The following is a 12689-nucleotide window of genomic DNA, read 5'->3' on the forward strand; positions in this document are numbered from 1 at the left end:
GACGGGCTTCAGCCCGCGTGGTCCTGCCAGTCCAGCTGCCAGGCGCCGGACAGCACGTTCTGCATCCACAGCACGCAGGTCAGCGTCTTGGCGTCGGTGACCTCGCCCTTGGCGCAAGCCTCGATCAGCTCGGCGGGATCCGCGCTGATCACATCCAGGAATTCGTCCTGGTCCAATTGGCGAGGCCCGGCGCGCAGGCCGCGGGCGAAGTAGATATGGATGATCTCGGTGGAATACGCGATGGCCAGGTGCAGCGCTCCCGCATGCGCCCACTGATCCGCGGTATAGCCGGTTTCCTCCAGCAGCTCGCGCTTGCCGCAGGCCAGCGGATCCTCGCCCGGATCCAGCTTGCCGGCCGGGAACTCGGTCATCACGCGTCCGATGGGATAACGGAACTGACGCTCCAGCAGGACCCGGCCATCGTCCAGCAGCGGGATCACCACCACCGCGCCCGGATGCACCACGTACTCGCGCGTGGCCGTGTTGCCGTTGGGCAGGCTGACCGTGTCGCGCCGGATCTTCAGGAAGGCGCCGTTGTATGGCGCCTCGCTGGCGAGGAGTTTTTCTTCGAGATGGGAATCGGGCTTGCGGGTCATGGCGGGTCGGATACCTCAAGGGACGCGCGGATGATGGCCAGTCCGCGCGGGCAGCACGAGCTTACCATCGCCGCCCGCCTTCCCCGATGACGCCTACTCCGCGACGCGGATGACGAGCTTGCCGAAGTGCCGGCCCGACGCCAGGTGCTCGAACGCCTCGCGCGCTTCGGCAAACGAGTAGACGCGGTCGATGACCGGCGCGATGCGCGCCACGTCGACGAAACGCGCCACGTCCTCGAGCATCTTGCGGCTGCCGACGAAGATGCCTTCCAGCCGCTTGACGCCCGCGATCAACGCCAGGGGCGCGACCGGCACGGCCGCGAAGCCGCTGACGCCGCCGATGACCGCAATGGTGCCTCCCATGCGCGCGGCCGCGACGGAACGTTCGAGCGTGCCTTCGCCGCCGACTTCCACCACCACGTGGGCGCCCTCGCCGCCGGTCAGGCGCAGCACTTCGTCCTGCCATTGCGGCGTTTCACGGTAGTTGATCGTAAGGTCCGCGCCCAGCTCGCGCGCGCGGGCCAGCTTGTCCGCGCTGGACGAGGTGATGATGGTTCGCATGCCGGCTGCCTTGGCCAGTTGCAGGCCCCAGATGGAAACCCCGCCCGTGCCCAGGAACAAAGCCGTCTGGCCCGCCTTGGCGCGTCCGGCGACGAACAGCGCGTTCCATGCGGTGACGGCGGCGCAAGGCAGGGTCGAGGCCTGCTCGTCGCTCAAGGATGCCGGCGTTGCGACCAGGGCGTGCTCGGCAAACACGCTCTCGGTGGACAGCAGGCCGTCGGTGGCGGCGCCCGGCGCCAGCGCCACCGTGGCAGGCGTGGGCTCGCCATCGATCCAGTCCGGCATGAATGCGCCCATGACGCGGTCGCCGACCTTGAACCGGCTCACGCCCGCACCCACCTCGATCACCTCGCCCGCGGCGTCGGAGGCGGGTATGACCGGATCGCCCGAACCCTTCAGATACTCGCCGCGCGCCACCATCAGGTCGCGGTAGTTCAGCGACACGGCCTTGATGCGCACGCGCAGCTCCAACGGCCCCAGGCTGCGAGGCTGGCGCGTGACGCGCTCCAGCGAAGCGATGTCCTTGCCGCTGGTGACGGTGTATGCCTGCATGTTGTTTCTCCTATCGATTCAAAAAAGGCCCCCACGCTGCGCCTTCGGCTTGCTGCCCCCCAAGGGGGCTTTTTTTTGCCTTGGGGCGGCCCGGCGGCAAAAAAGACCGCCGCCCGCCATTGGCGGCTATCCGTGACGGTCAAGTACCGATAAGATATATGGGAACCAATTTCCCTAGTGGCGAATGTTTTTCATTTCATTGAATCCCACTAGGAACCAATAAATGCAGGGAGTCCATGATGGCTACAGCGATCACCTATGACCGGCTGAGCGGCATCGAAGTCTTCGTTCAGGCCGTGGAAGCAGGCAGCTTCGCGCTCGCGGCGCAACGCCTGAACCTCACGCGCTCCGCGGTGGGCAAGTCCATCGCGCGGCTGGAGGCGCGGCTGGGCGCCAGGCTGTTCCACCGCACCACCCGCCAGCAAAGCCTGACCGACGATGGCCAGGCCTATTACGACCGTTGCGTGCGCGCGCTGGCCGAACTGCAGACCGCCGAGGCCGAGCTGGACAGCGGCCGGCGCGAGCCCCAGGGTCGCTTGCGCGTCAGCGCGCCGTTGGTGTTCGGCCGCCATTGCGTCGCGCCCGTGCTGCGCGAACTGGCACAGCAGCATCCGCAACTGCAGGTGGAGGTTTCATTCAACGACCGGGTGGTCGATCTGATCGAGGAAGGCTACGACCTGGGCATCCGCGTGGGCGAGCTGCCCGACAGCGCCAGCCTGGCCGCGCGGCGGCTCGGCATGCAGACCATGGGCATCGGGGCTTCTCCCGCATACATCCAGGCACATGGCCGCCCGGTCACCGTGGATGAGATGCAGCGGCATGCCGCCATCGTCTACACGCGCAACGGCGTGGACAAGGCCTGGGCGCTGCATGGGCCCAACGGCCAGGTACTGCAGCTGCGCCCGCGTCCGTGCCTGCGCCTGGACGACCTGCAAGCCATCGCGGACGCCGCCATCGCCGGCGCGGGGCTCGCCTGGCTGCCCTGCTGGATGCTGACGCACTATGTGCGCACCGGCGAGCTGGACGTGCTGATGCACGGTGATCGCCTGGCCGCGCAAGAGGTGCACGCCGTCTGGCCGCAAGCGCGCTACCTGCCGTCCAAGACGCGGGCCGCCATCGACGCGCTGGCGGCCCGCGTACCCTCGATGCTGGCCGCCTGAGCGGCTCAGCCGAACTTGCGGCGGGCGTCCAGCGCCAGGCCGGCGCCGATGCTGCCGAACAGGTCGCCTTCGACGCTGCGCGCGCCCGGCACCAGGGCTGACACCGATTCGCGCAAACGCGGCACGCGGCTGGAACCGCCGGTGAAGAACACCGTATCCACGTCCGCGGTCGATACGCCGGCGTCGCGCAGCAACGCGCCCACCGTGGTCTCGACCTTTTCGATCAGGCGGCCCACGCAGGCGTCGAACGAGGGGCGCGTCACGTCCACGCCCAGCTCCGGCGCGATGCGCGACAGGTCGATGCGCGCGGCGGGCGTCTCCGACAGTGCGATCTTGGCCTCTTCGACCTGCACCGCCACCCAGTGGCCGGCGCGCTGCTTGACCAGGTTCAGCAGCAGGTCGATCTTCTCGCGGTCGCCGGCCTCGGCGCGGATGTAGGCGAAATGTTCGGCGGCCTTGCGCGTATAGGCCTGGTTGATGGTGTGCCAGCAGGCCAGGTTGCCATATTGCGTGGAGGGCACATCCTTGCCGCTGCGCAGCTGGCTGCCCAGGCCCAGCATGGGCATCACGTGCGCCAGGCTGAGCTGCTTGTCGAAGTCCACCCCGCCGATGTGCACGCCGCCGTAGGCCAGGATGTCTTCGCGGCGGTCGGCCTTGGTGGCGCGGCCGGGCCCCAGGCGGATCAGCGAGAAATCGGAAGTACCGCCGCCGATGTCGATGACCAGCACCAGTTCTTCGCGGTCGATCTGCGATTCATAATCGAATGCGGCGGCCAGCGGCTCGAACTGGAACTCGATATCGGTGAAGCCGACGCTGCGCGCGATCTCGCCCAGCGTGTCCTGGGCGGTCTGGTCGGCGGCCGGATTGTCATCCACGAAGAACACCGGCCGGCCCAGCACGGCGCGCGTGAAGCCGCGCCCCGCTGCGGTTTCCGCGCGGCGCTTGAGTTCGGCGATGAAGCGCGTGAGCAGGACGCGGAACGGAATCGAACGGCCCTGCACTTCCGTCGAGCCGTCGATCAGCGAGCTGCCCAGCAGGCTCTTCATCGAGCGCATCAGGCGCCCGTCGTAGCCCGCCAGGTAGTCGGAGATGGCGGCCCGGCCATAGCTGACTTCGGCGTCTTCGTCATGGAAGAAAATGGCCGAGGGCAAGGTGGTCTTGCCGTCTTCCAGGGCGAGGAGCGCGCGCTGATCGGGGCGGCTCCAGCCCACGGTGGAATTGGACGTGCCGAAGTCGACGCCGCATGCGGTGGAAATCATGGGGAATTCTGGGGCTGAAAGCAAAACGGCGCATAAGTGTAGCCGCAACCGCCAGAATCGCCATATCAGCCCGTGCGCGCCAGCGCCCTGGCCGTGAACGCCAGCGTCGCGGCCGCCACCAGCAAGCCGCTGGCAAAGCCCCCCGCGTAGCCGACCTGGGCCGCCAGCCCGGTCATGAGGGACGAGGTCAGGATCTCGCCCAGGTCGCGCGCGCTCTGCACCGCCGTCATGTCGGTGCCGGCCTGCTCGCCACGGCTGGCAAAGCGCATGGCCAGCGTCATCAGGGCCACGGACGCGGCGCCCGCGCCGAACGCGCCCAGCGCCTGCGCGCCCAGGGCGCTACCCGCCTGCGACGGCATCCAGCCCTGGGCCTGCGCCATCCAGGCCAGCGCGGCCGCGCCCGAGGCAGCCAGGCCCAGCGCCAGCACCGCGCGCGCGCCCAGCCGGCCGATCAGCCATGCGCCACCGCCGCAACCCAGCAGCACCGTCACCACGCCCCCCGCCATGCCGACGCGCCCCACGGCCTCGACCGCCCAGCCCGCATCCACCAGGAACAGCTTGGACAGGCCATAGCCCGCCACCGCCGTCATGGCCGACAGGAAGGCGGCCGCGGCCAGGGCCCAGGCGCCGGGGCGGCGCACGAAGGCGCCCAGCGTGGCGCGGCGCCTGGCCGCGGGCATGGCCAGTTCGGTTTCACGCCAGGCGGCCGCCAGCAGCAGGCTGAACGCCACCACGGCCGCCAGGGTCAGCAACGCGCCGGTCTGTCCGATATGGCCGGCCAGTACCAGGCAACCCGGTCCGCCGAAGAAGAAGCCCACCATGGTGCCGCCCACCTGCACGGCATTGGCGCGCGCCAGATCCTGCCCCTGGAAGCGCTCCGCCGTCAGGCCGTCGGTGGCGATATCCTGCGTCGCACTGGCCAACGAAGCCAGCGCCATCAAAGCGACCACCCAGGCCGCCCCCGCGGCATCGATGCCGAGCAAGGACAGCGCCAGCAGGCAGGCCAGCACCACGGCCTGCATCGGCAGGATCCAGCTGCGCCGCCGGCCCATGGCGCGGGTCCAGCGGTTGTCGACCACGGGCGCCCACAGGAACTTCAGCACCCAAGGCAGGCCGACCAGCGGCAGCCAGGCCAGCGCGTGCAGGTCCGCGCCGTCGCGGCGCAGCAGCGTGGGCAAAGCCTCCATGGCCACGCCCAGCGGTATGCCTTGGGAAAAATACAAGGCGCCTATCATCACGAACATGCGTGCGTCTGCAATACGGTTCACTTCAGATTTCCTTCAACAAGGGGCTGCGGGATTGCGGCGCATCCGCGCGACGGTGTTCGCTGCCCTGCCCCGGCGTCACGAACAGGATCTTGCCGGGACAGGCCACGTGCAGCCTGTGCCACACGCCGCGCGGCACGATGGCGCTGCGCCGGGTATCCAGCAGCATGTCGGTCTGGACGCCGTCCTCCGCCATCAGCGTGACCACCACGCGCCCTTCCAGCACGCAGAGCATTTCATCGCCGGCCGGGTGGCGCTCCCACACATCGCCATGCACGTCGGCGTCGCTGGCCACGGCCTTGATGCCGACCAGCCATTCGTCCTGCGGCGCGAGGCGGCGCAGACGGCCCACGTCGCGCATGGCGCCGTCGCGCCCCAGCGCCACGAAGTGGTCCAGCCAGTCGAACACCGGCCCGGTATCGGGTGCACTCATCGATCTCTCCTTCTGGTTGCCGGCGGACGCGCGGTGGGCATCCGCCGCGGGTCATCAGTATTCGGCGCGCAGGGTCAGCATGACGTTGCGGGGCTCGCCGTAGCGGTTGTTCCAGGCCGTGCCCGACAGGCTCTGGTAATAGCCGCGGTCGAACAGGTTGTTGACGTTGAGCGCCGCGGTCACGTGCTTGTCCACGCGATAGGCCATGCGCAGGTCCACCAGCGCATAGCCGCCCTGGCGCAGCGTGACGGGACCGGACACCGTGGAATAGCCCGACTGCACCTGCAGCCCGCCGCCCACGCTCAGCCGCCGCTCCATGCCAGGCAAGGCATAGTTGGTCCACAGGCGGAAGATGTGCTTGGGCGTGAAGCGCGCGAACGGCTGTCCGCCGGATTCCGAATCCGTCAGGTACTTGCTGGTGTTGAAGGTGTAGCCCGCGGCCACCGTCCAGTAGGGCGTGATGCTGCCGGAGGCTTCAGCCTCGATCCCACGACTGCGCACTTCCCCACCCGAGATGTAGTAGCAGTTGCGGCCCACGCATGGCCATGCCGGGTCCTCCTGCGCGCGGTTCTTCTGCTGGATCTGGAACACGGCCAGCGACAGGTTCAAGGCGCCGTCCGCCAGTTCGCCTTTGACGCCGGCCTCGTAGTTGGTGCCGGTAATGGGATCCAGCGGCTGGCCGTCGCGCGTCAGCTCGCCCTGCGGCTGGAAGACCTGTGCATAGCTGCCATACAGCGACCATTGGCGGTCGAGGTCGACGATCAGCCCGCCATAGGGCGTGAACTCCGGATCGATGCGCTGGCGCGCGCGGGGCGCGCTCTGGTTCCACCAGCTCATGCGTCCGCCCAGCACCAGCGTCACCGGATCGGCCAGCGAAAAGCGGCCCATGCCGTAGACGCCCTGCTGCTTGAGCCGGGTCTCCCCGGGCGAGGTGTACGGCCCCACGCCAGGCTCGGGCACGCTGTGCGGATCCCAGTCGAAGACGTTGACCGGCACGTTCGGATAGGGCGTCAGGTCCGCGCTGTACTGCTCGGACGTGGTGCGTTGGGCATTGCCGCCCAACAGCAGTTCATGGCGCCGGCCGAACAGTTGCACCGGGCCGCCGACATAGGCGTCCACGCTGGCCTGGGTGTTGTCGAACTTGTAGGCCGCGCCCATCAAGGAGGAACCCAACCCGGTCTGGCGGTCTATCGCGCCATAAGCGCCGGCGTACTTCAGGTTGCTGTCCGCGGTCAGGTAATTGGCGCTGATCTTGGCGCTCCAGCCTTGGCCGAAGCGATGCTCCAGGTCCGCGAACACGCGCGTCGTATCCCAGTTGAAGCGGTCCCAGGCCACGTCCAGGTAGGTCGAGCGCTTCAGGCCGATATCGCCGCCGTCCTTGTAGCGCGGCACGCCGGCCATGTTGGTGGTGGAGCGGATGCGTTGAGTCTGCAGGCCGGCGGACAGCACCGTGTCCGGCCCCAGGTCCACCTCGCCTATTGCGTAGAGCAGCGCCGATTGCTGATCCGCGACGTCATAGAAATAGCCACGGTCTTCCACGGCGCCGACGATGCGGCCGCGCACGCTGCCGCTGTCGTTCAAGGGGCCGCCCAGGTCGGCCTCCGCACGGTAGCGATCCCAGCTGCCGGCGCTGAGGGAGCCGTTGAACGAGAACTCGCGTTGCGGCCGCTTGCGCACCAGGTTCACCGTGGCGGCGGGATTGCCCGCGCCATGCATCAGGCCGTTGGCGCCGCGCAGGATCTCCACGCGTTCGTACACCGCCATGTCCTGCGGCGATGCCGCCATGTTGCCCATCAGCACGGGCACGCCGTCCTGCTCGAACGAATCTACTTTGAAGCCGCGCGCGTAGTACGCGGTGGTCAGCAGCTGATAGGGCTGCACCGTGATGCCGGTGGCGTGCTGCATCACCTCATCCAGGCTTTGCAGGTTCTGCTCGCGCATCCGCTCCTGCCCGATCACCGTCACCGACTGCGGAATCTCGCGCAGCGTCAGCGGCAGTTTGCCGAGGGTCGCCATGTCCTGCGCCACGCCCTCGCCGCTGACCGTCACCGCCGGCAGCGACGCGGCCTCCTGCGCCAGCGCCGGCCCCGCCGCCACCGCCAGCCACAGCGGCCAATGCCGCGCCCGCGCCGCGTTCCTGCGCGGCGCCCCCGTTTTCACCTGTTTTCGCACTGCCTGTCCTCTTAGAATTTTATTGAGAATAATTCTCAAGTAATTCTAGGAACGACAGCGGCCGCGCGTTGGCGATTGCGGAAGTCTTGCTGGCGATTGCGGAAGTTTCGACGCCTTAGCGGCCCGGCGCGACACTGCTGGGCAGCACGCCGTAGCGGCGCAGGAACGCCTTGGTGAAGTGCGAATCGGTATAGCCGCAGGCGTAGGCCGCCTCGGACACGGTATAGGCGCCTTCGGCCAGCAGCGCCTGGGCCTGCTCCATGCGCCGCTCGCGCACGTAGGCGTAGACGCTCTGGCCGAACAGCTTGCGAAAGCCGGTGGTGAGCTTGTTGACGTTCACGCCCACGCGTCGCGCCAGTTCGGGCAGCGAGGGCGGGTCCTGCAGGTTCGCCGCAACCAGGTCGCGCGCGTGATGCAGGCGTTCCACGTCGGCGCGCGTCAGGCCGCGCACGGGAGCACCCTGCTCCGCCGGCTGCAGCGCGCCCAAGGCAAGCGCGGTCAGTTCCAGCGCCTTGGCCGAGAGGTACATGCGCCTGAGCGCGCCCTGCACCGGGCAGGCCAGCATCTGGTGGCCCAAGGCCTCCAGCTTGCGGTCCGCCCGCATATTGGCCTCGGCGTATGCGCCAACGGCCCGCGGCGCGCGCAGCAGGCCCGCCAATTGGGCCGGATCCATGGCAAAGGCATCGCGCAGATGGTCCAGTCCCGTGCGCAGGGACACGAAGCGCAAGGACTGATGGGCGCCAAACTCGTGCTCCATGCCCATGGCGTCCTGGCACACGCTCAGGTGCAGCGCGGGCCCGCTCACGCGGGTGGACGCGGCGCCGCGCACGCTATAGCGCAGGTCCCCGTCCAGCACGAGCACCAGCTTCAGGCCCGGCTCCAGGCGCTCCTGCACGCGCTCGTCGCGGCCAAAGCGCAGCGTGCCGCCCGCCAGCGAAATAGCGGGCGTGGCGGCCGATACGGTCCAATCAGGTTCGGGATGGGCGGCGGTCAAGATGGCGGCTCCGTCGCGGCGGGCAGCGCTGTTGATGAGATTGAATATTATTACCGTTTGACCAGAACGGAAAGCCGCCCGTTGGGCGGCGGCGCGCGCCTTATTGCTGGCGACGCTGCTCCAGCTCTTTCAGGCACTGCGCCACGCCGGCCTGCATCTGCGCGTTCGACACGGCGGCGCGGTCCGACACTTCGCGGCAGCGCACGTACTGGGCCTGGCTTTCCGGCGTGTCGCGGATGACCGCGGGCGCGGAGCCGGCTTCGGGCGTGACCGTCATGCGCAACGTGGAAGGCGGCGACAGGCTGCCGTCCTTGGAGCGCACGCTGGGGTACTGGTATTCCTGCGTGACGGGCGCCGCATTCTGCGCCTGTACGGCGCCGGCCGCGCACAAGGCGGCAAGCAGGAAGGCGGAAATGTGGAGTTTCTTCATGACGACCTCTCTTCAATGGACTGACGTCCAGGGCGCGCTCCGGGGCCCCTGGACATGCCGCACTATGGTATCCCCGGCCGCTGGCGCGCGGCGTGCCAAGACGCTACACAATCCGCCACAGTTGTTTCCCGGGGTTTCTCTGGCGGGCCGCCCTACGCGGGCCGCGCCCTACTTCTTCGGCGCGGACTGGCGCAGCGGCGCCAGCAAGGAAGACAAGCCGTTGTGGTCCAGCTCGTGCATCAGGGCCAGCAGACGCCCCAATTCACCCGGCGGAAAGCCCTTGCGCGCGAACCAGGCCAGGTAGGGCCCGGGCAAATCCGCGATCAGGCGTCCCTGGTACTTGCCGAAGGGCATGGTGCGCGTGACCAGCAAGGACAGCAGTTCAGGATCCATGGCGGTCACCGGGCAACCACGGCGGCGAAGGCAATGTCCGCCGCAGGCCCGGCCAGCGCATTGATGCGGGCCAGCACGGCCTCGGCATCGGCTGGCGCGGGATTCGTCTCGAACAGCGCGCGCTGCACGTCTATCACGATCAAAGCGGAGGTCATGGTTTTCTCAAATTGGTTGGGCGTCAGTCCTGCGCGGCAGCGACCCGCGCGTACATCCAGAAGTCGCGAGGGTCGCCGCGCACCAGGCGGTAGCGGCGCATCAGTCCTTCGCGCTGAAATCCGCAGCGTTCCAGCACGCCGGCCGACGCCACGTTGGTATCCAGCACGGTAGCCTGGATGCGTGCGAAGCCCAACTCGCGCAAGGCCCACTCGGTCACGGACACACAGGCGCGCGTGGCGATGCCACGCCGCCAGTACGGCGGCGCGACGTCATAGGCGATCTCCGCGCGCCGCGCGGACGCAGCGATCTCGTTCAAGCCTATGGTGCCCGCCAAGACGCCGTCCAGCGTGACGATGGCCAGGCGCAGGCTGTGCGATACCGCTGGCTGACCATAACCGCGGATCAGGCGCACCAGCGTATCCGGTCCGTCCAACTGCCAGCTGGTATGGCGCGTGACCGCCTCGTCGCGCAGATATGCGTGCCAATCGGCCGCGTCTGCTTCCCGCAATGGGCGCAGACGCAAGCCTTCCAGCCCCAGTACGGGCAGGTCCTGCGGATAGTCAGTGAGTTGCGGAATCATCCTGGAGCGCGGTTGGCTGCGGCGGCAGCGCCGCGACATGGCGCAGCTTATCAGGGTTGCGCACGATGTAGATGGCGGCGATCCTGCCGTCGCGCACCTCCAGCGTGGTGGACCGGGGCAAACCGTCCAGTTCGGTCGCCAGCACCCCCGGCATGCCGTTCAATTGCGTCACCACGGCGTCCAGGAACTGGCCGCTGGGCTTTTTCGCCAGACCGGCAAAAAAACGCGCGATCTTGTCGCTGCCCAGAATGGGCCTGAACACGGCCAGCTTTTTGCCGCCGCCGTCCGCATGCAGCACGGCGTCATGCGCCAACAGGCTGCGCAGGGCATCCACATCGCCCGCGCGCGATGCCTGCCAGAAGGCATCGGCGATGCGCGCGCCTTCCTGCTCCGTCACTGCGAACCGCGGACGCGCGTCGCGCACGCGGCTGCGCGCCCGCGCGGCCAACTGGCGGCAGGCTGCCTCGTTCCGGCCCAGCGTCGCCGCGATCTCCGCGAACGGCATGTCGAACACGTCGTGCAGCAGGAAAGCGGCCCGTTCCAATGCGGACAGGCGCTCCAGCGCCAGCATCAGCGCCACCGACAGATCGTGCGCAATCTCCCCCGCACCCGCCGCCTCATAGCTGCCCGCGTCGGGCAAGGGTTCGGGCAGCCATGGCCCCACGTACTCCTCGCGCCGCGCGCGCGCCGATTTCAACTGGTCCAGGCACAGCCGCGTGACCGTCCGCGACAGGAAGGCGCGAGGCGTCTCGACCCGGCCGCGGTCCGCGTCGCGCCAGCGCAGCCACGCGTCCTGCACGATGTCCTCGGCCTCCGCCCATGACCCCAACATGCGGTAGGCCAGGCCCTGCAAATGCCTGCGATGGGGCTCGAAGTCGGCAACGGCATCGGGAATGGCGGACGCGCTCATACGGCCTGGCCTCAGTGCTTGGGATGCTGCGAGCGGAACCCGACTGCGATGCGGTTCCAGCTATTGATCATGTTGATGGCGACGGTCAGGTTGACCTGCTCTTCCTCGTTGAAATGCCTTGCCATTTCGGCGTAGTCCGCGTCCGGCGCGCGAGTATCTGCAAGTCTGGTCAACGACTCCGTCCACGCCAGCGCGGCGCGCTCACGCTCGCTGTACAGCGAAGATTCGCGCCAGGCATCCAGCAGGTACAGGCGCATTTCGGTTTCGCCCTGTTTACGGGCATCGGTGGAATGCATGTGCAGGCAGTAGGCGCAACCATTGATCTGCGAAGCGCGCATCTTCACCAGTTCGAGCAGGCTGTGTTCCAGGCCGCAGCTTTCGACGAAGTCGTTCAGGGCGATCATGGCTTTCATGGCCTTGGGCGAGGCGGTGTAGGCGTTCAGGCGGGCGGTGCTCATGGCGGGTCTCCGGCAAGGTAGGCATGCGCCGCAGGATGCGGCGCCATTACCCGTAGGACGAGACAGCCTGCCACGGCGTGACATCGCCCGCCGGAAAATTTGTAAATCCGGCTAGAAAGCCAGCCGTCCGCGCAGCTCCCCGAACGGCACCATCACATGTTCGCGATAGGCTGGACGGGCCTGCAGGCGCTCGTACCAGGCCTGCAGATGGGGCATGGACGGATGCGGGATGTCCAGTTCGAAGTAGCGGTAGAGCGTGGTGCCCGCCGGAATGTCGGCCAGGCCCAGGGTTTCGCCGCCCAGATACGGACGGTCCGCCAGCGCGCGGTCCAGTTGCCGCAGGCAGGCATGCGTGGCGGCGATGGAGCGCTCGATGGCCGCCGTGTCGCGCTGCGCCTCGGGGGTGCGGTAACAGCCCCAGAACACGCCCATCAGAAAGGCTGGCTGCAAGGCGGTCTGGGCCCAGTCCATCCAGCCGTCGGCGCCGGCCCGCTGCGCGGGGTCGTCCGCCCAGAAGCGGCCGGCGCCGTCGCGCGCGGCCAGATAGCGCAGGATGGCATGGGACTCCCAGACCGTCGTCGCGCCATCGCGCAGCAGCGGCACCTTGCCGTGCGGATTCATGGCGCGGAACTCGGCCGTGTCCAGCAGCCCGTGCTCGCCGCCAGCCAGCACATGTTCGTATTCCAGGCCCAGCTCTCCCGCCAGCCACAGCACCTTCTGCACATTGAATGAACTGCGGCGTCCCCAAATGGTCAGCATGGCGATGGTCC

Annotated in this window: 15 protein-coding genes; 1 reads left to right on the forward strand and 14 read right to left on the reverse strand. The window is 68.2% G+C overall.

What is annotated here, in order from left to right; all coding sequences use genetic code 11:
* Nucleotides 1-8 precede the first annotated feature (8 nt).
* The gene (locus HV766_RS15705) at nt 9-596 is read right to left on the reverse strand and encodes an NUDIX domain-containing protein (protein ID WP_175181454.1); all 588 of its coding nucleotides are present in this window, start codon (nt 594-596) and stop codon (nt 9-11) included.
* Nucleotides 597-689: 93 nt separating this feature from the next.
* Nucleotides 690-1709 carry a zinc-dependent alcohol dehydrogenase family protein gene (locus HV766_RS15710; RefSeq protein WP_119449272.1) on the reverse strand — a complete coding sequence of 340 codons (1020 nt, stop codon included), beginning with the start codon at nt 1707-1709 and terminating at the stop codon, nt 690-692.
* Between the two features lie 239 nt (nt 1710-1948).
* Between HV766_RS15710 and HV766_RS15715 the strand changes: the two genes are divergently transcribed.
* A complete protein-coding gene (locus tag HV766_RS15715) occupies nt 1949-2869 on the forward strand; it encodes a LysR family transcriptional regulator (RefSeq protein ID WP_175181455.1) in 921 nt (306 codons plus the stop codon).
* 5 nt (nt 2870-2874) lie between these two features.
* On the opposite strand, the gene HV766_RS15720 is transcribed toward HV766_RS15715, so the two are convergent.
* From HV766_RS15720 to HV766_RS15775, 12 genes are all read right to left on the reverse strand, one after another.
* Entirely contained in the window at nt 2875-4128 is a 1254-nt protein-coding gene (locus HV766_RS15720) for an Hsp70 family protein (RefSeq protein WP_054452538.1), read from the reverse strand.
* A 65-nt stretch (nt 4129-4193) separates the two neighbouring features.
* A complete protein-coding gene (locus tag HV766_RS15725; RefSeq protein ID WP_054452541.1) occupies nt 4194-5372 on the reverse strand; it encodes a RhtX/FptX family siderophore transporter in 1179 nt (392 codons plus the stop codon).
* Nucleotides 5373-5397: 25 nt separating this feature from the next.
* Entirely contained in the window at nt 5398-5826 is a 429-nt protein-coding gene (locus tag HV766_RS15730) for a cupin domain-containing protein (protein WP_119449271.1), read from the reverse strand.
* A 54-nt stretch (nt 5827-5880) separates the two neighbouring features.
* Nucleotides 5881-7998, reverse strand: a complete 2118-nt coding sequence (locus tag HV766_RS15735) for a TonB-dependent siderophore receptor (protein WP_302476944.1) — start codon at nt 7996-7998, stop codon at nt 5881-5883.
* A gap of 115 nt (nt 7999-8113) precedes the next feature.
* Entirely contained in the window at nt 8114-8992 is an 879-nt protein-coding gene (locus HV766_RS15740) for a helix-turn-helix transcriptional regulator (RefSeq protein ID WP_175164269.1), read from the reverse strand.
* Nucleotides 8993-9092: 100 nt separating this feature from the next.
* Nucleotides 9093-9422, reverse strand: a complete 330-nt coding sequence (locus HV766_RS15745; protein WP_054452546.1) for a hypothetical protein — start codon at nt 9420-9422, stop codon at nt 9093-9095.
* A gap of 168 nt (nt 9423-9590) precedes the next feature.
* Nucleotides 9591-9815, reverse strand: a complete 225-nt coding sequence (locus HV766_RS15750; protein ID WP_041655832.1) for a DUF3820 family protein — start codon at nt 9813-9815, stop codon at nt 9591-9593.
* Nucleotides 9816-9820: 5 nt separating this feature from the next.
* Nucleotides 9821-9970, reverse strand: a complete 150-nt coding sequence (locus HV766_RS15755) for a hypothetical protein (RefSeq protein ID WP_225588762.1) — start codon at nt 9968-9970, stop codon at nt 9821-9823.
* Nucleotides 9971-9993: 23 nt separating this feature from the next.
* Complete coding sequence (locus tag HV766_RS15760; RefSeq protein ID WP_175181456.1) at nt 9994-10551, reverse strand: GNAT family N-acetyltransferase; 558 nt, start codon at nt 10549-10551, stop codon at nt 9994-9996.
* Complete coding sequence (locus HV766_RS15765; protein WP_175181457.1) at nt 10532-11461, reverse strand: sigma-70 family RNA polymerase sigma factor; 930 nt, start codon at nt 11459-11461, stop codon at nt 10532-10534. The genes HV766_RS15760 and HV766_RS15765 overlap by 20 nt, the downstream gene beginning before the upstream one ends.
* 11 nt (nt 11462-11472) lie before the next feature.
* On the reverse strand, nt 11473-11919 hold the full coding sequence (locus HV766_RS15770; RefSeq protein ID WP_054452557.1) for a carboxymuconolactone decarboxylase family protein: 447 nt from the start codon (nt 11917-11919) through the stop codon (nt 11473-11475).
* Nucleotides 11920-12030: 111 nt separating this feature from the next.
* Complete coding sequence (locus tag HV766_RS15775) at nt 12031-12678, reverse strand: glutathione S-transferase family protein (protein ID WP_175181458.1); 648 nt, start codon at nt 12676-12678, stop codon at nt 12031-12033.
* Nucleotides 12679-12689: the final 11 nt, after the last annotated feature.

It is taken from the genome of Achromobacter aegrifaciens, assembly GCF_902859735.1.
GTDB classification, from domain to species: Bacteria; Pseudomonadota; Gammaproteobacteria; order Burkholderiales; family Burkholderiaceae_B; genus Achromobacter; species Achromobacter aegrifaciens.

Coding starts and splice junctions, on each gene's coding strand:
- HV766_RS15750 (WP_041655832.1), bottom strand. CDS start 9,815: ATGGATCCTGAACTGCTGTCCTTGCTGGTCACGCGCACCATGCCCTTC.
- HV766_RS15715 (WP_175181455.1), top strand. CDS start 1,949: ATGGCTACAGCGATCACCTATGACCGGCTGAGCGGCATCGAAGTCTTC.
- HV766_RS15765 (WP_175181457.1), bottom strand. CDS start 11,461: ATGAGCGCGTCCGCCATTCCCGATGCCGTTGCCGACTTCGAGCCCCAT.
- HV766_RS15755 (WP_225588762.1), bottom strand. CDS start 9,970: ATGACCTCCGCTTTGATCGTGATAGACGTGCAGCGCGCGCTGTTCGAG.
- HV766_RS15770 (WP_054452557.1), bottom strand. CDS start 11,919: ATGAGCACCGCCCGCCTGAACGCCTACACCGCCTCGCCCAAGGCCATG.
- HV766_RS15710 (WP_119449272.1), bottom strand. CDS start 1,709: ATGCAGGCATACACCGTCACCAGCGGCAAGGACATCGCTTCGCTGGAG.
- HV766_RS15745 (WP_054452546.1), bottom strand. CDS start 9,422: ATGAAGAAACTCCACATTTCCGCCTTCCTGCTTGCCGCCTTGTGCGCG.
- HV766_RS15705 (WP_175181454.1), bottom strand. CDS start 596: ATGACCCGCAAGCCCGATTCCCATCTCGAAGAAAAACTCCTCGCCAGC.
- HV766_RS15720 (WP_054452538.1), bottom strand. CDS start 4,128: ATGATTTCCACCGCATGCGGCGTCGACTTCGGCACGTCCAATTCCACC.
- HV766_RS15725 (WP_054452541.1), bottom strand. CDS start 5,372: ATGTTCGTGATGATAGGCGCCTTGTATTTTTCCCAAGGCATACCGCTG.
- HV766_RS15730 (WP_119449271.1), bottom strand. CDS start 5,826: ATGAGTGCACCCGATACCGGGCCGGTGTTCGACTGGCTGGACCACTTC.
- HV766_RS15775 (WP_175181458.1), bottom strand. CDS start 12,678: ATGCTGACCATTTGGGGACGCCGCAGTTCATTCAATGTGCAGAAGGTG.
- HV766_RS15760 (WP_175181456.1), bottom strand. CDS start 10,551: ATGATTCCGCAACTCACTGACTATCCGCAGGACCTGCCCGTACTGGGG.